We start from the raw sequence: 20,231 nt of genomic DNA, 5'->3' as shown, positions 1-20,231 counted from the left end.
CGTGACCCTTACTTGAGACCGTCGAGGATCTCGTCGACCTTGTCGGCCGTGAGACGCTCGTGGTAATGCCCGTTGACGGTCATCGCCGGCGCGCAGGCGCAGGCGGCGATGCATTCTTCTTCGCGCTTGAGGTAGACGCGGCCATCCGGGGTGCTCTCGCCCAGCTTGATGCCCAGCTTCTTCTCGCAGTGCGCGACCAGCGCCTCGGCGCCGTTGAGCCAGCACGAGATGTTGGTGCAGATGGCGACGTTGTTGCGGCCGACCGGCTTGGTTTCCAGCATCGAATAGAAGCTGGCCACCTCGTACGCCCACACCGCGGGCAGCTCCAGGTACTTGGCGACGGCGGTGATCAGCTCGTCGGTGAGGAAGCCCTGGTTCTGCTCCTGCGCGGCGAACAGCGCCTGGATCAGCGCCGAGCGCTTGCGGTCCGGCGGGAACTTGGCAACCCACTCGTCGATGTGATGGCGGGTGTGCTCGTTGAGTGCGACGAGCGGGTCGACGTGCTTGACCTGCTCGTAATTTCCGGTGGCTTTCATGCGTATGCTCCCGTCGGCTCAGCGATCGACTTCGCCGAACACGAGGTCATAGGTGCCGATCATCGCCACCACGTCGGCCAGCATGTGGCCGCGCACGATGGGATCGATCGACGACAGATGGGCAAAACCCGGTGCGCGCAGATGCACGCGGAACGGCTTGTTCGCGCCGTCGGAGACCAGGTAGCAGCCGAACTCGCCCTTCGGCGCCTCGACCGCGCAGTAGGTCTCGCCGGCCGGCACGCCATAGCCTTCGGTGAACAGTTTGAAATGATGGATGAGGGCTTCCATGTCCTCCTTCATGGCCTCGCGCCTGGGCGGCGCGACCTTGAAGTTCTCCACCATCACCGGGCCCGGATTGGCGCGCAGCCAGGCGATGCACTGCTGGATGATGCGGTTGGACTGGCGCATTTCTTCCACGCGCACCAGGTACCGGTCGTAGCAGTCGCCGTTGACGCCGACGGGGATGTCGAAATCCATCTCGGCGTACTTGGCGTAGGGCTGCTTCTTGCGCAGGTCCCAGGCCACGCCCGAGCCGCGGATCATCGCGCCGGTCATGCCCCACTGCTGGGCCAGCTCCGGCGAGATCACGCCGATGCCGACGGTGCGCTGCTTCCAGATGCGGTTGTTGGTGAGCAGTTCCTCGTACTCGTCCACCTTCGACGGGAAGTCGGCGGTGAAGGCTTCGAGGAAGTCGAGCATGGAGCCTTCGCGCCAGGCGTTCAGGCGCTTGAGGTCGCTGCCCTTGTGCCAGGGCGACTCGCGGTACTGCGACATCTTGCCCGGCAGGTCGCGGTAGACGCCGCCCGGCCGGTAGTACGTGGCGTGCATGCGGGCGCCGGAGACGGCCTCGTACACGTCCATCAGTTCTTCGCGTTCGCGGAAGGCGTACAGGAACACCGCCATCGCGCCGAGATCGAGCGCGTTCGAGCCGATCCACATCAGGTGATTCAGGATGCGGGTGATCTCGTCGAACATGGTGCGGATGTACTGCGCGCGTTCCGGCGCCTCGATGCCCAGCAGGGTCTCGATCGCGCGCACGTAGGCGTGCTCGTTGCACATCATCGACACGTAGTCGAGGCGGTCCATGTAGCCGATCGACTGGTTGAACGGCTTGGCCTCGGCCAGCTTCTCGGTGCCGCGATGGAGCAGGCCCACGTGCGGGTCGGCGCGGACGATGGTCTCGCCGTCCATCTCCAGCACCAGGCGCAGCACGCCGTGCGCGGCCGGATGCTGCGGGCCGAAGTTCATCGTGTAGTTGCGGATTTCCTGCATGCTCAGTTCTCCCGCCAGTTATCGGCGGCTTCGGCCTTGGCCTGCAACAGATCGGCGTCGTCGCGGATCACGCGCGGCACCAGCACGCGCGGCTCGATCGACACGGGTTCGTAGACCACGCGCTTGCGCTCGGGGTCGTAGCGCACTTCGACGTTGCCGATCAGCGGGAAGTCCTTGCGGAACGGATGCCCCACGAAACCGTAGTCGGTGAGGATGCGGCGCAGGTCCGGATGGCCTTCGAAGATGATGCCGTAGAGGTCGAACGCCTCGCGCTCGAACCAGTTGGAGCCGGCCCACACGCCGGTGACCGAGGGCACCACCGGCAGGCTGTCGTCCTCGCCGAACACGCGCAGGCGCAGGCGCTGGTTGTTCTCGACCGACAGCAGGTGGATGACCGCGGCGAAGCGGCGCGGCTGGCTGACGTCGCGCGGACGGTCGGCCCACTTGAAGCGGCCCATCGCCTCGCCTTCGACGCCGCGCGAGAAGCCGGTGCCGGACACCGTCTCGGTGTCCCATTCGGTCTGGCCGTAGCCGAGGTAGTCCACGCCGCACAGGTCGACCAGTTCGCCGAAGCGGAAGGCCGGTTCGTCGCGCAGCGCGGTGGCCACCGCGATCAGGTCGGCGGCGGCCACTTCGGCGGTGACTTCGGTGCGGGCGACGCTGATCTTCAGCGTGTCGCCGAATCGCGCGGACAGGCGCTCGGCCAGCGAGTTCGTTTGCGTTTCGCTCATGGCTTGGGCCTCAGGACCGCGCGATGGTGCTGGTGCGGCGGATTTTCTTCTGCAACTGCAGGATGCCGTGGATCAGCGCTTCGGCCGTCGGCGGGCAGCCCGGCACGTAGATGTCCACCGGCACGATGCGGTCGCAGCCGCGCACCACGGAATACGAATAGTGGTAATAGCCGCCGCCGTTGGCGCAGCTGCCCATCGAGATCACCCACTTGGGGTCGGGCATCTGGTCGTAGACCTTGCGCAGCGCCGGGGCCATCTTGTTGACCAGGGTGCCGGCCACGATCATCACGTCGGACTGGCGCGGGCTGGGACGGAAGATCACGCCGTAGCGGTCCAGGTCCAGGCGCGCGGCGCCGGCGTGCATCATCTCGACCGCGCAGCAGGCCAGGCCGAAGGTCATCGGCCACATCGAGCCGGTGCGCGCCCAGTTCATCAGCGCGTCGACCGTGGTGGTCACCGCGCCGCGCTGGATCACCGGGTTGTCGCCGGCCGGACGCAGGATGTCGTCCACCACGTTCAGCGGCTGCGGGTTGTGCATCACCCGGTCAAGCGAGGAGATCACTCCCATTCCAGTGCTCCCTTCTTCCACACGTAAGCAAAACCGATCACCAGGAGCAGCAGGAACAAGGCCATTTCGATCAGGGCCGTCAAGCCGATCTTGTCGAACACCACCGCCCACGGAAACAGGAAGGCGATTTCCAGGTCGAAGATGATGAAGAGGATCGCCAGCAGGTAATAGCGCACGTCGAAGCGCATGCGGGCGTCCTCGAAGGCCTCGAAGCCGCACTCGTAGGGCGAGAGCTTTTCCGATTCGGGACGGCGGGGGCCGGCCAGGAGGCCGATGGCCAGCAGGACGAGCCCTAAGCCCGTCGCGACGCCGATGAACAGCAGGATGGGCCAGTATTCGGCAAGCACGATGTCACGTACCTCCGCGCCGCCGGGGCGCATCAGTGACCGTCTGGGGGGAAACGGCCAGGGGTAAAACAGGTCCGGTCTACTGCGGATCGGCATGGCCAGGAGGCCGCGGGCTTTCGAGCCACGATCGCGCGCGTTGCAAGCACGAGCGTCCGAGTTTCCACGATCGAATTCGGGAATCGGGACATTGTATCAGTGCGTTTAACAACAACAAGCCTTGACGGCTATTTCATCGGCCTGCTGGCAAGGCCTGCCGGCATGCGGCAGCCGGCCCCGCAACGGGGCCCGCGGCGCCATGCCGCGGCCGCCGCCGTGACGGCGGCATCACATGGTGTGCGTGGGGCGTTCGGAGCCGCTCATGCCGGCCAGGATGGCCTCGATGCGGGAACGCGCGACTTCGCCGTCGGAGGAGTCGTTGAACTGCACGCCGATGCCGGCCGTGCGGTTGCCCTGGGCGCCGACCGGGGTGACCCAGACCACCTTGCCGGCCACCGACAGGCGCTCGCCTTCGTCGGCGAGGTTGACCAGCAGCACCACTTCGTCGCCCAGCGAATAGCCCTGGGCCGTGGGGGCGAACAGGCCACCCTGCTTGAGGAACGGCATGTACGCGTTGTAGAGCGCGGCCGTGTCCTTGATCTTCAGTGAAATGATGCCCTGGCGGGCCGCGATGGCCGGATTCATGCTGCGTCCCCGCAGGCCGTGGACGGTGTCGGCCCGATGGCGGGCATCGTAGCGAGCGGCCCGCCCGGGCGTAAAGCGTGCATGGCCTGCCGTGGGAGCCGGTTCACAGCCAGGCGCTACAGCTCGCACCAGCCCCAGCGGTCGAAGATCCACGGCGTAGGCAGGTCGGAGTGGAGCTTGACGAAGCGGGGACCGGGCGCCGCTTCCGGCAACAGGCGCCAGCGGCCCGAGGCATCGCGTTCCAGCGGCGCTTTCGACCAGGGCCAGGTGCGTGCGCCGTCGCGGCCGGCCAGGGTCAGCTTGAGCCAGGGCCGCTGCGCGGCGGACGGCTGCCACGGCAGCCAGCCTTCGCCGCCAGCAGGTTCCAGCGTGCGGAACACTTCCGGCCGCCCGGCCAGCCCGCGCATGCGTCCGCCGCTGAGCGCGACCTGGCTCCGGTGTTCGTCCAGCGCCGCCAGCTTGGCCGCATGGATGGCCGCCGAGGAAGGCAGCTCGACCGCTTCGCCGCTCTGCGCCGCGCGGCCATGCACCAGGTAGCTCAACAGCAGCGGTTCGCCCTGCCCCGCTTCCTGCCAGCGGGCCACGGCGAGGCGCAGCAGCACATGGGCGGCGCTGTGATCGGGGTGGCCGTCGCCCAGCGCGGGTACGGCGATGAGGTTCGGCCGGCAGCGTTCCAGCCAGCCGGTCCAGGCGCGCAGCTGGCCATCGAGGTCGTCGCGGATGCACGCGGTCAGGCCCATGTCGGGCAGGCCCAGCGGATGCAGCACTTCCTGCGGCAGGCCCAGCCGCGCCAGCGCGCCGGCCACTTCCTGGCGCCGGCGCGCGCCCCAGCGGCGGCGGTCTTCGGCGCGGATGCGCAGCCGTCGCTCCAGCCAGCGCTGCGGCCAGGGATTGTTGTCGCCCGAAGTGAGCAGCAGGATCTGGACCGCGCCGCCCGCGGCGCGCACGTGCTGGATCAATTCGCCGGTGGCGATGCTTTCGTCGTCCGGATGCGGCGCCACCACCAGCAGGCGGGTCCGCGCGTCGATCGTCACTGGCATGCGTCCGCGCCCTCCTCGTCTTCCACCGGCGGCGGCAATGCCGCCGGTCGCCAGCCGCGCTCCCAGGCGCGCTTCCAGACCAGCACCAGGGCGCGGCCGTTGGTGGTGTCGATGCGATGGCGTCCTGCGGCCAATGTCCATGCCGAGCTGGCAGGCGCACCGTCGACCGAGGCCTGCACCAGGCCCTTACCGTCGCTCAGTACATAACTGCCCGCCAAGGCGAGGTCGACGGAACGTGTTCCCGATGCTGGCGGCAGGTACTGGCCAGCCAGCCACACCTCGTCGCGCAGCGGCAGGTAATTGCGCTGCACGAATTCGTCGCTGGCCGGCGGCAGGCGCCGGCGCAGCACCAGCATGGTGCGGTCGCTCGCCATCTCCTCGGCGATGGTGTCGGCCATATGGCCGCGGCGCAGGCGGATCATCGCCATGCTTTCGATCACCGGGAAATACGGCCGCGGGCGGAAGATGGCGTCGCCTTTGGGATCCATCACCGTCTCGCCCGCATCGGTGTAGTGCAGCACCGCGGCCAGCTCCGCGCGCTGCGGCGCGAGGCGGTCCAGCCACGGCGGCGCGCTGAGCAGCAGCGCGGCCAGCTCGACACCGATCACCACCTTGCCCACCGCGCGCCGGCGCGCCGCGCTTTCGCGCAGCCACGGCAGCCGCGCGATCGCACCGGCCAGCACCAGCACCAGCGGCGGGATCGCCGGCAGGAAATCCTGCGCGGTGATCAGCGGCCACACGAACCACACCAGGAACAGAAACAGGCCCGCCTGCAGCGCCAGGAACACCGGCCAGTCGAACACCTCGCGCGCCACGCGCCGCACATGCCCATAGGCCAGCCGCACGCACACGCCCGACAGCAGCACGAACACCAGCAGCTTCGGCAGCGCATACGCCTTGCGCGCGCCGCCGACGTTGTAGCCGACCAGCCCGTACCACGCCGGCCCCAGGTCGCCGCGCCAGGCCAGCCACAGCGCGAACAGCGCCGGCACCAGCAACAGGCCCGCGATGCCGCAGGCAACCGAACGCAGCCGCGGCACGCGCCGCCCCGGCGGCCGCGCCAGCGACACCACCAGGCCCGCAAAGCCGGCCACGCTCAGCAGCACCAAAGTCTTCTGCGACACCGACAAGGCCGCGCCCACCAGCACGCCCGCGACGAACCAGCGCCACGCGCGCGGCGGTGCGCCGACCACCACGGCCAGCGCCGCCAGCCACAGCGCCATCCACATGTCGTCGGTGCGGAACTGGCCGCTGACCAGGAAGAAGCGCGGCACCAGGGCCACGATCAGCATCGCGTAGAACGCGATGTTCGGCGTGTACAGCGGGCGCCCCATGCGCCACACCGCGAACAGCGCCAGCGCATACCAGGCTTGCATCGACAGGCGCAGCCAGGTCAGCGCGTCGGCGCGCGGGCCGATCAGATCCAGCACCAGCGAATGCAGGCCGCTGAACAGCGGGCCGTGGTTGTCGAACACATCGCGATAGACGTGCAGCCCCTGCGTCCATGCCCAGGCCACGTGCGCGTGCTGCGCTTCGTCCGAATTGAGCGGATAGGCGTTCAACCACGCCAGGCGCAGCACGGCGAGCAGCGCCAATGCCAGCCATGGCCACCGAACCGTGAAAGGTTTTTCCTTGGCAAAACTCATCCAGCCAGTTTAGAAAAACGGGCTGTCTGCGAGCTTTCCCGCGGCTGAGGATTCGCTGAAGCTCAGCGCCAGCGCGAGAGCAATTCCAGCAACAGCAGATCGCCGCGCAGCGGACCGCGCAAGGCATCGCGCGCATGGTTGGCGGCGCGATACCAGCCGTCGAGCGATTCGGCATCCAGATGGCTGGACAGCGGACCGTTGCCCGCACCCGCACGGCCGCGCGCTTCGTCGGCCGCGGCCTGCGCGGCGAACCACAGCCGCTGCTCCGGCTCGTTGTCCAGCCAGCGGCGCACCACTTCCATGGTTTCGCCGCGGCCGGCCGCGAGCGCGGCGAGGTCCTTGCGCACTTCCTGGCGGCGCGCGAGCGCGCCCTGCTCCGCCCAGGCCTTGGCCAGGCCGGGATTGCCGCCGGCCGCATCGAGCGCGGCAGCAGCATCTTTCACGCCCTCGCCCTGCAGCCAGGCCAGTGCCTCCTCGCGCGCAGGCACCTGGAATTCGATGCGCTGGCAGCGGCTGCGGATGGTCTGCGGCATGCGCCAGGGCGCGTCGGCCACGAGCAGCAGCAAGGTGTTCTGCGAAGGTTCTTCCAGCGTCTTCAGCAGCGCATTCGCCGCCGCGGTATTCATCGAGTCGGCCGGATCGATGGTGGCGATCTGCCAGCCGCCAAACTGGCTGGCCATGGCCAGGCGAGAGGAAAGATCGCGGACCTGGTCGACCACGATGTCGCTGCGCTGCACGCCGTCCTTGCGCAGGCCGAAGCTCAAGGCGATCAAGTCCGGATGCGTGCCGGCATCCAGCAGCAGGCAGCTGCGGCAGCGGCCGCAGGCATCGCCGTCGACGGGCTGCTGGCACAGCAGCCCGCGCACGAAGCGGCGCAGGAAGTCGCGCTTGCCCAGGCCCGCCGGCCCGCACAGCAGCAGCGCGTGCGGCATGGCATCGCGGCGGCGGCGCGCCTGCAGGCGTTCCCACAGTTCCGCATGCCAGGGCATCGTGCTCATGGCGCGGCCTCGAACAAAGGCGCGACGGCCTGCTCGGCGGCACGCAGGACTTCTTCCGGCGAATGGCTGGCATCGATCACGCGGAAGCGCTGCGGCTGCGCCGCGGCGCGCGTGCGATACGCGGCGCGCACGCGCTCGAAGAACGCATCCGCTTCCACCTCGATGCGATCCGCTTCGCCGCGCCCCGCGGCGCGCGCGCGGCCGGTGGCGACGGGCAAGTCCAGCAACAAGGTGAGGTCGGGCGCGAGACCGCCGGTAGCCCACTGCTCCAGCGCCTCGATGCGCTCGACCGGCTGGCCACGCCCGCCGCCCTGATAGGCGTAGCTGGCGTCGGTGAAGCGGTCGCACAGCACCCAGCGGCCGGCGGCCAGCGCCGGCTCGATCAGCTCGCGCACCAGCTGCGCACGCGAGGCGAACATCAGCAGCAACTCGGTTTCCGCGGCCATGCCGCGCAGCGCGGGATCGAGCACGATGCCGCGCACCGCTTCGCCCAGGGTGGTGCCGCCCGGCTCGCGGGTCAGCAGCAGGTCGACGCCGCGCGCCTCGATGCAGGCGCGCAGCCCGGCCAGCAAGGTGCTCTTGCCTGCACCTTCGCCGCCTTCGAGGCTGATGAATTTTCCGCGTGTCTGGCTCATTGGCACCGCTTCAACTGATAACAGGCGACATTGCGATTGTGTTCGTCCAGCGTACTGGAGAACACGTGGCTGCCGTCGCCGCGCGCGACGAAATACAGCTCGCTGCCGGCCGCCGGATGCAGCGCCGCCTCCAGCGCCGGCTTGCCCGGCAGGGCGATCGGCGTCGGCGGCAGGCCGGCGCGGGTATAGGTGTTGTACGGCGTGTCGGTGGTGAGGTCGCTGCGGTGGATATTGCCGGCGTAGCTCTCGCCCATGCCGTAGATCACGGTGGGATCGGTCTGCAGCAGCATGTGCGTGCGCAGGCGGCGCACGAACACGCCGGCGATGCGCGGACGCTCGTCGGCGCGGCCGGTTTCCTTCTCCACGATGGAGGCGAGGATCAGCGCCTCGTACGGCGTGGCCAGCGGAACGTCCTTGTCGCGCTGCGCCCACAGCGCGTCGAGCGTCTTGCTCATGGCGGCATGCGCGCGCTTGAGCACGTCCAGGTCGCTGTCGCCTTTGACGTAGGCGTAGGTCTCCGGCAGGAAGCGGCCTTCCGGCATTTCGCCGGCGGCGCCAATCTTGTCCATCAGCTGGCTGTCGTCCAGCGCGGCGCCGTCCTGGCGCAGCTTGTCGGCCTTGGCCAGGGCCTGGCGCAGTTCGCGGAAGGTCCAGCCGTCGACGATGGTGAAGTTGCGCTGCATCACCCGGCCCGCGGCCATGTTGGTGAGCAGGTCGCGCGGCGTCATGCCGGGGGTGAGCGCGTATTCGCCGGCATGCAGGCGACCAGCCACGCGCAGCTGTTCGGCCAGCGCGCGCCAGTACAGCGGATGCTCGGCGCTGACACCTTGCGCGCGCAGCTGCGCCACGATCTCTTTCAGGCTGCTGCCGCGGCCAACGTCGATACTTTGCCCCTGCGCCTGCACGTTCAGCGGCGCCGCGCTGAAGCGCGAGAACTCGCGCCAGCCGTAGGCCAGCGCGCCGGCAACCGCCAGCAGCAGCAGGAGAACCAGGCCGCGGCCCAGCGCGCGCCCTTTCGTCTTGCGTCGACTCATGAGTGCTCCGTCGGAAAACCAAGATCGCGCCAATGCGACTGCAAGGCGCGGGTGACCGGTCCGGGAACATACACGGTCTCGGCCATGCTCCGCACCGGCACGATGCCGCGCACGCTGGAACTGAGGAACAGCTCCTGCGCATGCGGCAGCTCGTCCAGGGCCAGCTCGCGCACCTGCACCTCGCGCACGGCCTGCACTTCCGCACGCGCCACGCCGGCCACGCCGCAACGCTCCAGCGAGGGCGTCACCAGCGCGCCGCCGATCACCGCGAACAGGTTGGCCATGGTGGTGCAGATCACGCGGCCGTCGCCGTCGAGCAGCAGGCCGTCGGCGATGGATGGATCGTCCCATTCCGCCCGCGCCAGCACCTGCTCCAGTCGGTTCAGATGCTTGATGCCGGCCAGCAGCGGCTGCTCGGCCAGGCGCAGCTGGCACAGGCGCAGGCGCAGGCCGTCGCGGTACGTCTCCGGCGCCGTCACCGGTGCAGCGAACGCGGCGACGATGCGGGTGGGCTGCGGCGACACGGGCATGGCATAGCCGCGCTCGCCCACGCCGCGGGTGATGGTGATACGCACGACGGCATCCGCCATACCGTCCGCTACGGCAGCCGCTTCGCGTGCAAGCAAGGCTTCATCCGGCGCCGGCAGGCGCAGGCGTGCGCAGCTCTCGCGCAGGCGCTGCATATGCCGCGGCCACAAAGGCGCACGGCCGGCGACGAAGCGGATCGTCTCGAACAGCCCATCGCCATAGGCCAGCCCGCGGTCCAGCGGCGACAGCACGGCATCCGCCGCGCCGTCGACCAGCAGGCGCAGCGGCGCCGGCATCAGTCCGCGGTTCCCAGCGCGCGCAGCAGGCCGCGGGCCTTGGCGCGGGTTTCGTCCAGCTCCTTGTCCGCCACCGAGTCGGCGACGATGCCGGCGCCCGCGCGCAGGCTGACCTGGCGGCCGGAAAGAGTGAGCGTGCGGATCAGGATATTGAGGTCCAGATCGCCGTTGCGGTCGAGATAGCCCAGCGCGCCGGTATAGGCGCCGCGCGGCGCATGCTCCAGCGCCGCGATGATTTCCATGCAGCGCACCTTGGGGCAGCCGGTGATGGTGCCGCCCGGGAACGTGGCGGCAATCACCTGCCCCGGCGTCACCCCGGCGCGTAGCTTGCCGCGCACGTTGGAGACGATGTGGTGCACGTGCGCATAGCTCTCCACCACCATCAGCTCGTCGACCTGCACCGTGCCCGGCACGCAGACGCGGCCAAGATCGTTGCGTTCCAGGTCGATCAGCATCACGTGCTCGGCGCGCTCCTTCGGATGCGTGCGCAGCTCGCGGATGCGCGCCAGCTCGTCGTCCGCCGGCGTGCGCGGGCGCGTGCCGGCGATCGGGCGCGTCTGCGCGATGCCGCCGCGCGCTTCCACCAGCCGCTCGGGCGAGGAACTCACCACCGCCCACGCCGGCTGCTGCAGCAGGCCGGCGAACGGCGCCGGATTGGCCTGGCGCAGCGAGGCATACAGCGAAGCCGGCGCCGGCGCTTCGGCGAACTGCGCGCGCCATGCGCGCGACAGGTTCACCTGGAAGATGTCGCCGGCATGCAGGTGTTCGTGGATGCGCGCCACGCCATCGAGAAACAGCTGCGGATCGTCTTCGTCGCGCGCCACCGGCAGCGGCAGCGGCGCGATGTGCACCTGCGCTTCGAGGTCGGCGGCCATAAGGTCGAGCAGTGCTTCGCAGCCGGCTTCGGCGACCAGCACGGTGCGCTCGCGTTCGTGGTCGACGATGACCGCCGCGGGACAACGCAGCGCCAGCGCCACCGGCAGGATCTCGTCCTGCGCCAGGCGCAGGCGCGGTTCGATTTCGCCGGCCAGTTCGTAGGCCAGCAGCAACACCCAGCCGCCGTGGAACGGCAGGCCGTCGTCCGCCTCGCGCGGCAGGCGTTCGGCCTGCCAGGCGGCGTCGAGCGCATGGAGAAAACCGCCCGCGTGCTCCTCGCCCTGCCCGTCCACCACGCGGCCGTCGCCGTGCAGGGTCAGGCTGTCGCGCGGAAAGGCGAACAGCAGGTCGAAGCGCGCCTGCGGGGTGCCGCGCACCACGCTTTGCAGCAGGCAGGGATAGCGCTCCGGAAATGCAGCGGCCGGCGCGAGCAGGTCGCGCCGGCCGTGCAGGGTGCGGCTGATGGAGGTCACGCGCCGGTCAGAGGCGGCGGAACGCCAGCGTGCCGTTGGTGCCGCCGAAGCCGAAGGAGTTGGAGAGGGCAACGTCGACCTTGGCTTCGCGCGCGGTGTGCGGCACGAAGTCGAGATCGCAGCCTTCGCCCGGCTCGTCCAGGTTCACCGTCGGCGGCAGCACCTGGTCGCGCAGCGCCAGGATGGTGAAGATCGCTTCGACGCCGCCGGCCGCACCGAGCAGATGGCCGGTGACCGACTTGGTCGAGCTCATCGCCAGCTTGTAGGCGTGGTCGCCGAACACGCGCTTGGCGGCCAGCACTTCGCCCAGGTCGCCCAGCGGCGTGGAGGTGCCGTGCGCATTGACGTACTGCACGTCGGCCGGGTTGATGCCGGCGTCCTTCAGCGTGTTCTCCATGCAGCGCGCCGCACCTTCGCCGCCCTCGCTGGGCGCGGTGATGTGGTAGGCGTCGCCGCTCATGCCGAAGCCGATCAGCTCGGCGTAGATCTTCGCGCCGCGGGCCTTGGCGTGTTCGTACTCTTCCAGCATCAGCACGCCGGCGCCGTCGGACAGCACGAAGCCGTCGCGGTCCTTGTCCCACGGACGGCTGGCCTTGGTCGGCTCGTCGTTGCGGGTGGACATGGCCTTGGCCGAGCAGAAGCCGGCCATGGCGGTGCCGGTGGTGGCGAACTCGGCGCCGCCGGCGATCATCGCGTCGGCATCGCCGTACTGGATCATGCGCGCGGCCAGGCCGATGTTGTGGGTGGCCGTGGTGCAGGCGGTGACGCAGGCGATGTTCGGGCCCTTCAGGCCGTACATGATCGACAGGTGGCCGGACACCATGTTGATGATCGAGCTGGGCACGAAGAACGGCGACACGCGGCGCGGGCCCTTCTCGTGCAGTTCGATCGAGGTGTGCTCGATGGTATGCAGGCCGCCGATGCCGGCCGCCACCGCCACGCCGATGCGCGGCGCATTGGTTTCGGTCACCTCCAGCCCGGAGTCGCGCAGGGCTTGCGTGCCCGCGGCGATGCCGTAGTGGATGAAGGGATCCATCTTCTTGATGTCCTTCGGTGCGATCCACTGCGCCGGATCGAAATCACGCACCTGGCCGGCGATGCGGGTGGCGTAGTTCGTGGCGTCGAAATGGGTCACCGCACCGATGCCGCTCACGCCCTTGAGAACGTTGTCCCAGGCCGTGGCGATATCGTTGCCGACCGGCGAGATGATGCCGAGGCCGGTAACCACCACACGTCGTTTGCTCATGCTGATCTTCCTTCATGGTTCCGTGTGCCTGCCGCGAGGGCAGCCATCCCGCGGAGCCCGCGTGGATGCCGTCTTCGCCGTATGTTGCGCGAGACGCGAACCATACGGGTTAGGACGTTGCAAAATGCAGAAACGAAAACTGCGCCAATGTGGCGCAGCTTTCTGGTGTCGCGTCGTGAGGCAGGCCAGGCCCGCCACGCACGATCACTCCTTGGTGTGGGCCTTGATGTAGTCGACGGCCTGCTGCACCGTGGTGATCTTCTCGGCCTCTTCGTCCGGGATCTCGGTCTCGAACTCTTCCTCGAGCGCCATCACCAGTTCGACGGTGTCCAGCGAATCCGCGCCCAGATCGTCAACGAACGACGAGCTCGGCTGAACCTCATCTTCCTTCACGCCCAGCTGCTCAACAACGATCTTTTTGACGCGCTCTTCGATGGTGCTCATGTTGCCAATACCTCCCAAGGACAAAAATGCCGGCGGATTGTAGTGGCTAAGCCTTGCTCCCGCCACGGTCCACCAACGTTGGTAAGGCGCTGGCCCTGACGACCGGCGCGAAAGCGTAATTGTCTCCTAAAAACGGTCCGATGGCGACAACCCCGGCAGCCCCGCCCTGGCGGGCTCTGCCGGGCCGGCCGGGCGGCCTGGCCGTTGCCGCCGGGGGTGGTTGCGCATACCCGGGCGGATGTTCGGAAACATGACAGCGGAAACGATAGAGCCGCCCCGCGGGGCGGCTCTGGCCGGACGGTTGGAAACCGGCCTTACGGCATGTACATGCCGCCGTTGACGTGCAGCGTCTCGCCGGTGATGTAGGCGGCCGCGGGCGAGGCCAGGAAGGCCACTGCCTTGGCAATATCCTGCGCCTCGCCGAGACGGCCCAGCGCGATCTGGCCGAGCAGCGCCTGCTTGGATTCCTCCGGCAGCGCGCGCGTCATGTCGGTGTCGATGAAACCCGGCGCCACCACGTTGACGGTGATGCCGCGGCTGCCGATCTCGCGCGCCAGCGACTTGGAGAACGCGATGATGCCGGCCTTCGCCGCCGCGTAGTTCGACTGGCCCGGATTGCCGGTGAGGCCGATGACCGAGGCGATCGACACGATGCGGCCCTTGCGCGCCTTCATCATGCCGCGCATCACCGCCTTGGAGGCGCGGTAGACCGAGGTGAGGTTGGTGTCGAGGATGGCCTGCCAGTCTTCGTCGCGCATGCGCATCAGCAGCTGGTCGCGGGTGATGCCGGCGTTGTTGACCAGGATGGAAAGCGCGCCGACGTCCTTGTTGATGGCGTCGACCAGCGCTTCGATCGCGCCGGTTTCGGTCACATTGAGCACGCGGCCCTGGCCGCCATGCGGCGCCAGGCGCTCGCCGATCGCGGCGGCGCCGCTTTCGCTGGTGGCGGTGCCGATCACGGTGGCGCCCTGGGCGGCCAGTTCGTCGGCGATCGCCGCGCCGATGCCGCGGCTGGCGCCGGTGACGAGGGCGATTTCACCTTGCAGAGGCTTGCTCATCGATGGTTGTTCCTGAGGTCTGATGTGATGAGTGGCGTGGGCGCTCAGGCCCACTCGGCGCGCGCGGCGTCGAGTTCGGCCGGGGTGCCGATGGCACGCGCTTCCACGCTCTTGTCGATGCGCTTGATCAAGCCGGCCAGCACCTTGCCCGGGCCGCATTCGGCCGCGCGGGTGGCGCCGCCGGCGGCCAGCGCCTGCACGCATTCGGTCCAGCGCACCGGCAGGTAGAGCTGGCGCTGCAGCGCGGCGCGGATGTCCTCGAGCTGGCCATAGGCGCGCGCCTCGGCGTTCTGGATCACCGGGATCGACGGCAGCTGCCAGTCCAGCTTCGCCATGCGCTCGCCGAGCTGGTCGGCGGCCTCGCTCATCAGCGCGCAGTGCGAAGGCACCGACACGGCGAGCTTGATGGTCTTCTTCACGCCCAGCTCGGTGAGGCGCGCCAGCGCGCGGTCCACCGCTTCGGCGTGGCCGGCGATCACCAGCTGGCCCGGCGAATTGAAATTGGCCGGCGACACCACCTGGCCCTGCGCCACTTCCGCGCAGACGGCGGCGATCTGTGCGTCGTCGCCGCCCAGGATGGCGGCCATCGCACCCACTCCCGGCGGCACCGCGGCCTGCATCAGGCGGCCACGCTCGGCGACCAGGGCGGCCGCGTCGTGCAGCGACAGCGCGCCGGCGCAGACCAGGGCGCTGTATTCGCCCAGGCTATGGCCGGACAGCTGCGCCGGCAGCGCGCCGCCGAGCTTGCGCCACACGCGCCACACGGCAACGCTCGCGGCCAGCAGCGCGGGCTGGGTGTTCTCGGTGCGGTTCAAGGCTTCTTCCGGCCCCTGCTGGCTCAGCGCCCACAGGTCGACGCCGGCGCCCTGCGAGGCCTCGTCGAAAGCGGCCTGCACTTCCGCATGGGCGGCGGCCAGTTCCGCCAGCATGCCCACGGATTGCGAGCCCTGGCCGGGGAAGACGAATGCGAGCGAGGCGTGCTGAGTCATGCAGGAACGGATTCCGTCGGGGAAAAGCGGAATGGTGCCAGCAACGCCGGCCGTACGCAGCCGTATTCCGGTGGCGGCACCCCTGAAATGCGCATGCCGCCCGGAGGCGGCATGCGTTTGAAACGTTTTGCGGGAAGCCTCAGTAGCGCAGCAGCGCCGAGGCCCAGGTGAAGCCGCCGCCGAACGCCTCCAGCAGCAGGTTCTGGCCGCGCTGCACCTTGCCCGAGCGCACCGCGTAGTCCAGCGCCAGCGGCACCGAGCCGGCCGAGGTGTTGGCGTGCTTGTCCACCGTGACGATGACCTTGTCCATCGGCATGGCCAGGCGCTTGGCGGTGGCTTCGATGATGCGCAGGTTGGCCTGGTGCGGGATCAGCCAGTCCAGCTCGGCCGCGTCCATGCCGGCGGCGCCGAGGGTTTCCTCGACCAGCGCGTCCAGCGTCTTCACCGCAACCTTGAACACTTCGCGGCCGGCCATGCGCACCAGCACGCCGTGGTTCTTCTCGTCGTCCTTGAAGCCGACCGAAACGCCGACCGGGTTGTACAACAGCTCCTTGTGGCCGCCGTCGGCATGCAGGCAGGTGGCGTAGATGCCCGGCTCCGAGGAAGCCTCCAGCACCACGGCGCCGGCGCCGTCGCCGAACAGCACGCAGGTGGTGCGGTCGTCCCAGTCCAGCATGCGGGTGAGCGTTTCGGCGCCGATCACCAGCACTTTCTTGGAGTGCCCGCTGCGGATGAACTTGTCGGCCACGCCCAGCGCATAGACGAAGCCCGAGCAGGCCGCATTGACGTCGAACGCCGCACAGCCGTTCGCGCCCAGGCGGTGCTGCACCAGGCAGGCGGTGGACGGGAAGATGATGTCGGGCGTAGTGGTGCCCATCACGATCAGGTCGAGCTCGGAAGCCTTCACGCCCGCCGCTTCCAGCGCGCGCTGCGCGGCCTGGGTGGCCAGGTCGCCGGTGGTCTCGCCGTCGGCGGCGATGTGGCGCTGGCGGATGCCGGTGCGTTCGCGGATCCATTCGTCGCTGGTATCGACGAACTTCTCCAGGTCGGCATTGGTGACGACACGCTCCGGCAGCGCGCTGCCGGTGGCGATGATGCGGGAATAGATCTGGGCCATGGACTGTCCGTGGGAAACGGCACGGAGCGCCGCCCACGCTGGGAGACTGTCCGCACCAAGACCGCAAAGTTACGTTCGTGAGCGCCTAAACGCAAAGCGGCGCGTCACCGCGCCGCCTTGCAGAACCGGATCCTTCGGGAGCGCACAGCCCCCGCGGGAGCGCTCAGTCCTCTTCGACCACCGAAGTGTTGGTGTCGATGACCTTCTTGCCGCGGTAGTAGCCATCCTTCGTGACGTGGTGGCGACGATGCACTTCGCCGCTGGTCGGATCGGTGGCGAGCTGCACGGTCTTCAGCGCATCGTGCGAACGACGCATGCCGCGGGTGGACGGGGTTTTGCGGCTCTTGGCAACGGCCATGGCGAGTCTCCAGCTAAGCGTTATTTCTTGAGTTCGCGCAGGATCGCGAACGGGTTATCGGAACGTCCCTCGCCCGAATCCTCTTCGGGCGATGGGGGCACTACATCGTCGGGCAGCGTGCTGTCCGGATTGACCGGGATCAGCGGCAGCGCCAACAGCAATTCGTCTTCGATCACGTCCGCGAGGGCCAGCTTGCCGTCCTCGGCGATCAGGAGCGGCTCGCTGCCCGGAGGCAAGGCTGCTTCTTCACGCTCGAAACGGATCAGGCCGAGCCGGGTATCCACGTTCACCGGGAGCATGAAGGGCTCCAAAGAACGCTGACAGATCACGGTGAGCGGCGCTTCGACGCGTACGTCGAGGTACGCGTTGTCGAACTCGTCACGACCGAAATCCAGCTCGAACCGGGCCTCGCCTTCGGTACCGGCAAGGGCTTCGCTCAGGCGCCGCATGGCGGCGATGGGCAAGGCTCCCTGGAACGAACGCCGCGCCGAGACCATGCGCCAAGCGTCCACGGACTCTGGCAGTGTCACGGACATAATCGCGAAATCATAGGTTTGCGGCCGGTCCAAGTCAACATCTTGTTTACCTGGCCGGACGCGGCGGCCACATATGCTGCCCGGCTTCATTATTGTGCTTCAAGTCCGCCCGGGCGTTTTGCCTGAACGGGCCCCATGCGGCAGACTGCGCCCTCCCTCGCCGCCGAGCCGCTCCGTCTCACGTGAATGACCTCCTGACGTATGGCCTGGCCACCTTCTTCGTGTTCGCGGTCATCGTCGCGGGCGGCGGTGTCTGGCTGCGGCGCCGCGGCAACCGCCGTTCGGACAGCCTGCACGAGCTGCTCGATGTGGCCGACCGGCTGGAAGCGGACCTGAAGACCTGCCGCGCCGGCCTGCAGCAGGCCCATGCGGTGATGTCGCTCAATCCGGACAAGCCCGCCGCCAGCGAACAGGAAGCCCGCCAGGCGATCGAGGCCGGCCTGCGCTCCCTGCTGCAGCAGCGCATCTGGATCCGCGACCAGGCGCCCCACGCCACCCAGGACCAGCTCAACCAGGCCGTCGCGGCGATGGCCGAGACGCGCAGCCGCCTGGCGCCCCTGCTGGAAGCGCTGAACGATGCTCAGCACGCGCTGGACGACGCCATGCGCGAGCACATCCAGCGCGATCCTCAAGCATGAGCCCGCCCCGCCTGGTGCTGGGCTCCACCTCGCGCTACCGCGCCGAACTGCTGCGCCGGCTCTGCCCCGACTTCGAACAGCGCGCCCCCGGCACCGACGAAACCGCCCTGCCCGGCGAAGCCCCGGACACGCGCGCCCTGCGCCTGGCGGTGGCCAAGGCCGAAGCCTGCGCGCAGGGGCTGCACAACGCGCTGGTGATCGGTTCCGACCAGGTCGCCGAACTGGACGGACGCATGCTGGACAAGCCCGGCACGCCCGACGTCGCCCGCGAGCAGCTGGCCGCCAGCTCCGGCCGCAGCGTGCAGTTCCATACCGCGCTGTGCCTGTTCGATACGCGCAGCGGCGAGCGGCACGTGCATGTCGACCGTACCCGCGTGCAGTTCCGCGTGCTGGGTGCGGATGAAATCGCCCGCTATGTCGAACGCGAACAGCCGCTGGACTGCGCCGGCAGTTTCAAATGCGAAGGGCTGGGCATCAGCCTGTTCGAGCGCATCGACAACGAAGACCCGTCCGCCCTGATCGGCCTCCCGCTGATCGCGCTCGCGCGGCTGCTGCGCACGGCCGGCGTCGTGCTGCCCTAGCGGAACGACGCGGCGCCTTCGCGCCAGATCACGCAGTCGCCTGGCGCCACCGGAGTCGATCCCGCCGCCGGCACGCGCCCGGCATAGAAAGCGATGCGCTTGCGTCCATCGAACAGATCCAGCCGTTGCAGCGGCCGCGGATCTTCGATGCGGTTGCACAGCGAACCGAGCCAGTCGGAACGCTCGCGGATACGCAGCGAGGTTTCGTCGACCGCCAGCAGCATCGGTGCACCGGGTTGTGTCTGGCGCAGCGCGGTTTCGTCGCGATGCCATACCGCGAGCTGAGGTGCGCGGCCGTGCTTGGTATTGAGCGGACTATCCAGCGCGTACACCGGCACGGCGCCGTCGAGCTGGAATTCGATCTCCGAAGCCAGCATGAAATTGTCCGCCACCAGCACGCCCGGATGCGCAGCGAGTAAAGCGCGCGCCGCATCGCCGCTCTCGCGCCAACCCACGAAGCGCGCAGGAAATGCCTTGACGCCGGCCAGCGCCGTCGCGCCGCGCTCGCTCGCGGCCAAGCCCAGATAAGCCAGTCCGCTCAAATGCCCGAACAGCGCCATGCCCACCGCCGCGATGGTGACCCAGCGGATCCAGCGCTTTCCCCACAATGGCCGCAACAACACCGGCAAGGCGCCCAGCAGCGGCAGATAACCCGGCAGCGGCCAGTGCGCGCGGAAACGCTCGTCGTCGGCAAACAGGCCGAGTACGAAATACAGCAGCACGAAGCACAGCGAAGCGATCGCGATCAGATCCCACGGCGCCCCTTCGCCGCGCCGTCGCCAGCTGCGCCACGCCGCCCACAGCAGCAGGCCGTACAGCAGCGGCGTGCATGCAGCGGCCTGTTCCAGCGGCTGCACCAGCGCATCGGCATGGAAGCTCCACGGATTGCGCTCCACCACCTGGAACGCCAGGCCCGCGCCGCGCTGCTGCCAGTTGGAAACCGCCAGCGGAATCAGCCCCAGCAGCGACAGCACCAGCGCGATCCAGAATCCCGGCCGGCGCCATTGCAGGCGTCCGCGCGGCGTCAGCAGCAGCAGGCCCAGCCCGGCCAGCATCGGCATCACCGCGCGGTAGTGCGTCAGCCAGCACACGGCCAGCGCTGCACCGAGCAGCAGCCAGTCGCGCAGGCGGTCGTCCTGCATGGCGCGCAGCAGCGCGAACAGGGCCAGCATGCTGGCCACCGTCAGCGGCACATCCGGCACCGCCATCACGCCCAGCGTGCCGGCCAGCGGCAGCGCCAGGCACAGCAGACCGGCCTGCCAGCCGGCGCGCGCATCGAAGGCGCGGCGGGCGAACGCAACCACCAGCCACGGCAGCGCGCTGCCCACCAGCAGGAACGGCCAGCGCATGCCGAGCAGGCCATGGCCGGCCAGCGCTTCGCCGAGGCGGATCATCCACGCGGTGAACGGCGGCAGGTCGCTATAGCCCCAGGCCGGATGCCGGCTCTCCTGCCAGTAGAACGCCTCGTCGCCGAACGGCGCCAGTTGCGCGGCGACCGCAATGCGTGCCCCAAGCAGTACAAGAAAGGCAATGAGAAACGCGCCTCGCCAGCGCGCGAGGCCCGGGGCTACACTGCCGCGATCATGCATGGCTCATGCCCTGC

The 20,231-nt window shown here is 68.9% G+C and carries 23 protein-coding genes; 2 read left to right on the top strand and 21 right to left on the bottom strand.

The window, feature by feature from the left end; all coding sequences use genetic code 11:
• Positions 1 to 8 precede the first annotated feature (8 nt).
• From nuoE to KK141_RS06195, 20 genes are all read right to left on the bottom strand, one after another.
• On the bottom strand, positions 9 to 536 hold the full coding sequence (nuoE, locus tag KK141_RS06290) for an NADH-quinone oxidoreductase subunit NuoE (RefSeq protein WP_214570195.1): 528 nt from the start codon (positions 534 to 536) through the stop codon (positions 9 to 11).
• A gap of 18 nt (positions 537 to 554) precedes the next feature.
• The gene (locus tag KK141_RS06285; RefSeq protein ID WP_214570196.1) at positions 555 to 1,808 is read right to left on the bottom strand and encodes an NADH-quinone oxidoreductase subunit D; all 1,254 of its coding nucleotides are present in this window, start codon (positions 1,806 to 1,808) and stop codon (positions 555 to 557) included.
• Between the two features lie 2 nt (positions 1,809 to 1,810).
• A complete protein-coding gene (locus KK141_RS06280) occupies positions 1,811 to 2,539 on the bottom strand; it encodes an NADH-quinone oxidoreductase subunit C (RefSeq protein WP_214570197.1) in 729 nt (242 codons plus the stop codon).
• Between the two features lie 10 nt (positions 2,540 to 2,549).
• Complete coding sequence (locus tag KK141_RS06275) at positions 2,550 to 3,107, bottom strand: NADH-quinone oxidoreductase subunit B (RefSeq protein WP_026634440.1); 558 nt, start codon at positions 3,105 to 3,107, stop codon at positions 2,550 to 2,552.
• Positions 3,098 to 3,454 (bottom strand): NADH-quinone oxidoreductase subunit A, encoded by a 357-nt coding sequence (locus tag KK141_RS06270; protein ID WP_167257634.1) that lies wholly within the window; start codon positions 3,452 to 3,454, stop codon positions 3,098 to 3,100. Before KK141_RS06270 ends, KK141_RS06275 begins: the two co-directional genes overlap by 10 nt.
• 324 nt (positions 3,455 to 3,778) lie before the next feature.
• Positions 3,779 to 4,135: a PilZ domain-containing protein gene (locus tag KK141_RS06265; RefSeq protein WP_214570198.1), complete on the bottom strand. Its 357-nt coding sequence runs from the start codon at positions 4,133 to 4,135 to the stop codon at positions 3,779 to 3,781.
• A gap of 116 nt (positions 4,136 to 4,251) precedes the next feature.
• Entirely contained in the window at positions 4,252 to 5,175 is a 924-nt protein-coding gene (locus KK141_RS06260) for a PIG-L family deacetylase (RefSeq protein WP_214570199.1), read from the bottom strand.
• Positions 5,166 to 6,821: a glycosyltransferase family 39 protein gene (locus KK141_RS06255; protein ID WP_214570200.1), complete on the bottom strand. Its 1,656-nt coding sequence runs from the start codon at positions 6,819 to 6,821 to the stop codon at positions 5,166 to 5,168. The genes KK141_RS06260 and KK141_RS06255 overlap by 10 nt, the downstream gene beginning before the upstream one ends.
• 62 nt (positions 6,822 to 6,883) lie before the next feature.
• On the bottom strand, positions 6,884 to 7,819 hold the full coding sequence (gene holB, locus KK141_RS06250; protein WP_214570201.1) for a DNA polymerase III subunit delta': 936 nt from the start codon (positions 7,817 to 7,819) through the stop codon (positions 6,884 to 6,886).
• Positions 7,816 to 8,454, bottom strand: coding sequence for a dTMP kinase (tmk, locus tag KK141_RS06245; protein ID WP_214570202.1), 639 nt, complete (start codon positions 8,452 to 8,454; stop codon positions 7,816 to 7,818). The genes holB and tmk overlap by 4 nt, the downstream gene beginning before the upstream one ends.
• Positions 8,451 to 9,488, bottom strand: coding sequence for an endolytic transglycosylase MltG (gene mltG / locus KK141_RS06240; protein ID WP_214570203.1), 1,038 nt, complete (start codon positions 9,486 to 9,488; stop codon positions 8,451 to 8,453). Before mltG ends, tmk begins: the two co-directional genes overlap by 4 nt.
• Positions 9,485 to 10,312, bottom strand: coding sequence for an aminodeoxychorismate lyase (gene pabC, locus KK141_RS06235; RefSeq protein WP_214570204.1), 828 nt, complete (start codon positions 10,310 to 10,312; stop codon positions 9,485 to 9,487). The genes mltG and pabC overlap by 4 nt, the downstream gene beginning before the upstream one ends.
• Entirely contained in the window at positions 10,312 to 11,661 is a 1,350-nt protein-coding gene (locus KK141_RS06230) for an aminodeoxychorismate synthase component I (protein ID WP_214570205.1), read from the bottom strand. The genes pabC and KK141_RS06230 overlap by 1 nt, the downstream gene beginning before the upstream one ends.
• 7 nt (positions 11,662 to 11,668) lie before the next feature.
• Positions 11,669 to 12,907 (bottom strand): beta-ketoacyl-ACP synthase II, encoded by a 1,239-nt coding sequence (gene fabF, locus KK141_RS06225; RefSeq protein ID WP_214570206.1) that lies wholly within the window; start codon positions 12,905 to 12,907, stop codon positions 11,669 to 11,671.
• A 204-nt stretch (positions 12,908 to 13,111) separates the two neighbouring features.
• The gene (acpP, locus tag KK141_RS06220; RefSeq protein WP_026634450.1) at positions 13,112 to 13,351 is read right to left on the bottom strand and encodes an acyl carrier protein; all 240 of its coding nucleotides are present in this window, start codon (positions 13,349 to 13,351) and stop codon (positions 13,112 to 13,114) included.
• A 314-nt stretch (positions 13,352 to 13,665) separates the two neighbouring features.
• Entirely contained in the window at positions 13,666 to 14,409 is a 744-nt protein-coding gene (gene fabG, locus KK141_RS06215; RefSeq protein ID WP_214570207.1) for a 3-oxoacyl-ACP reductase FabG, read from the bottom strand.
• Between the two features lie 44 nt (positions 14,410 to 14,453).
• The gene (gene fabD / locus KK141_RS06210; RefSeq protein ID WP_214570208.1) at positions 14,454 to 15,398 is read right to left on the bottom strand and encodes an ACP S-malonyltransferase; all 945 of its coding nucleotides are present in this window, start codon (positions 15,396 to 15,398) and stop codon (positions 14,454 to 14,456) included.
• 139 nt (positions 15,399 to 15,537) lie between these two features.
• On the bottom strand, positions 15,538 to 16,515 hold the full coding sequence (locus KK141_RS06205) for a beta-ketoacyl-ACP synthase III (protein WP_214570209.1): 978 nt from the start codon (positions 16,513 to 16,515) through the stop codon (positions 15,538 to 15,540).
• A 163-nt stretch (positions 16,516 to 16,678) separates the two neighbouring features.
• Positions 16,679 to 16,873 carry a 50S ribosomal protein L32 gene (gene rpmF, locus KK141_RS06200; RefSeq protein WP_026634454.1) on the bottom strand — a complete coding sequence of 65 codons (195 nt, stop codon included), beginning with the start codon at positions 16,871 to 16,873 and terminating at the stop codon, positions 16,679 to 16,681.
• A 20-nt stretch (positions 16,874 to 16,893) separates the two neighbouring features.
• Positions 16,894 to 17,370 (bottom strand): YceD family protein, encoded by a 477-nt coding sequence (locus KK141_RS06195; RefSeq protein WP_214570436.1) that lies wholly within the window; start codon positions 17,368 to 17,370, stop codon positions 16,894 to 16,896.
• Between the two features lie 221 nt (positions 17,371 to 17,591).
• Between KK141_RS06195 and KK141_RS06190 the strand changes: the two genes are divergently transcribed.
• Positions 17,592 to 18,047, top strand: a complete 456-nt coding sequence (locus KK141_RS06190; RefSeq protein WP_214570210.1) for a hypothetical protein — start codon at positions 17,592 to 17,594, stop codon at positions 18,045 to 18,047.
• Positions 18,044 to 18,628, top strand: a complete 585-nt coding sequence (locus KK141_RS06185; protein WP_214570211.1) for a Maf family nucleotide pyrophosphatase — start codon at positions 18,044 to 18,046, stop codon at positions 18,626 to 18,628. Before KK141_RS06190 ends, KK141_RS06185 begins: the two co-directional genes overlap by 4 nt.
• Here the strand turns inward: KK141_RS06185 and KK141_RS06180 are convergent.
• The gene (locus KK141_RS06180; RefSeq protein WP_214570212.1) at positions 18,625 to 20,217 is read right to left on the bottom strand and encodes a glycosyltransferase family 39 protein; all 1,593 of its coding nucleotides are present in this window, start codon (positions 20,215 to 20,217) and stop codon (positions 18,625 to 18,627) included. The genes KK141_RS06185 and KK141_RS06180 overlap by 4 nt on opposite strands.
• Positions 20,218 to 20,231: the final 14 nt, after the last annotated feature.

Origin of the sequence: Dyella sp. LX-66 (assembly GCF_018599165.1) — a bacterium.
GTDB classification, from domain to species: Bacteria; Pseudomonadota; Gammaproteobacteria; order Xanthomonadales; family Rhodanobacteraceae; genus Dyella_D; species Dyella_D marensis.
The sequence above is the reverse complement of the archived record's forward strand: the minus strand, read 5'-3'. Positions and strand labels throughout refer to the sequence as shown.

What these genes read in the sequence shown, in the direction of transcription:
- pabC (WP_214570204.1), bottom strand. Translation starts at nt 10,312, where the DNA reads ATGCCGGCGCCGCTGCGCCTGCTGGTCGACGGCGCGGCGGATGCCGTG.
- tmk (WP_214570202.1), bottom strand. Translation starts at nt 8,454, where the DNA reads ATGAGCCAGACACGCGGAAAATTCATCAGCCTCGAAGGCGGCGAAGGT.
- KK141_RS06195 (WP_214570436.1), bottom strand. Translation starts at nt 17,370, where the DNA reads ATGGTCTCGGCGCGGCGTTCGTTCCAGGGAGCCTTGCCCATCGCCGCC.
- fabD (WP_214570208.1), bottom strand. Translation starts at nt 15,398, where the DNA reads ATGACTCAGCACGCCTCGCTCGCATTCGTCTTCCCCGGCCAGGGCTCG.
- KK141_RS06275 (WP_026634440.1), bottom strand. Translation starts at nt 3,107, where the DNA reads ATGGGAGTGATCTCCTCGCTTGACCGGGTGATGCACAACCCGCAGCCG.
- fabG (WP_214570207.1), bottom strand. Translation starts at nt 14,409, where the DNA reads ATGAGCAAGCCTCTGCAAGGTGAAATCGCCCTCGTCACCGGCGCCAGC.
- KK141_RS06285 (WP_214570196.1), bottom strand. Translation starts at nt 1,808, where the DNA reads ATGCAGGAAATCCGCAACTACACGATGAACTTCGGCCCGCAGCATCCG.
- fabF (WP_214570206.1), bottom strand. Translation starts at nt 12,907, where the DNA reads ATGAGCAAACGACGTGTGGTGGTTACCGGCCTCGGCATCATCTCGCCG.
- holB (WP_214570201.1), bottom strand. Translation starts at nt 7,819, where the DNA reads ATGAGCACGATGCCCTGGCATGCGGAACTGTGGGAACGCCTGCAGGCG.
- KK141_RS06185 (WP_214570211.1), top strand. Translation starts at nt 18,044, where the DNA reads ATGAGCCCGCCCCGCCTGGTGCTGGGCTCCACCTCGCGCTACCGCGCC.
- KK141_RS06255 (WP_214570200.1), bottom strand. Translation starts at nt 6,821, where the DNA reads ATGAGTTTTGCCAAGGAAAAACCTTTCACGGTTCGGTGGCCATGGCTG.
- mltG (WP_214570203.1), bottom strand. Translation starts at nt 9,488, where the DNA reads ATGAGTCGACGCAAGACGAAAGGGCGCGCGCTGGGCCGCGGCCTGGTT.
- acpP (WP_026634450.1), bottom strand. Translation starts at nt 13,351, where the DNA reads ATGAGCACCATCGAAGAGCGCGTCAAAAAGATCGTTGTTGAGCAGCTG.
- KK141_RS06265 (WP_214570198.1), bottom strand. Translation starts at nt 4,135, where the DNA reads ATGAATCCGGCCATCGCGGCCCGCCAGGGCATCATTTCACTGAAGATC.
- KK141_RS06260 (WP_214570199.1), bottom strand. Translation starts at nt 5,175, where the DNA reads ATGCCAGTGACGATCGACGCGCGGACCCGCCTGCTGGTGGTGGCGCCG.
- KK141_RS06205 (WP_214570209.1), bottom strand. Translation starts at nt 16,515, where the DNA reads ATGGCCCAGATCTATTCCCGCATCATCGCCACCGGCAGCGCGCTGCCG.
- nuoE (WP_214570195.1), bottom strand. Translation starts at nt 536, where the DNA reads ATGAAAGCCACCGGAAATTACGAGCAGGTCAAGCACGTCGACCCGCTC.
- KK141_RS06280 (WP_214570197.1), bottom strand. Translation starts at nt 2,539, where the DNA reads ATGAGCGAAACGCAAACGAACTCGCTGGCCGAGCGCCTGTCCGCGCGA.
- KK141_RS06180 (WP_214570212.1), bottom strand. Translation starts at nt 20,217, where the DNA reads ATGCATGATCGCGGCAGTGTAGCCCCGGGCCTCGCGCGCTGGCGAGGC.
- rpmF (WP_026634454.1), bottom strand. Translation starts at nt 16,873, where the DNA reads ATGGCCGTTGCCAAGAGCCGCAAAACCCCGTCCACCCGCGGCATGCGT.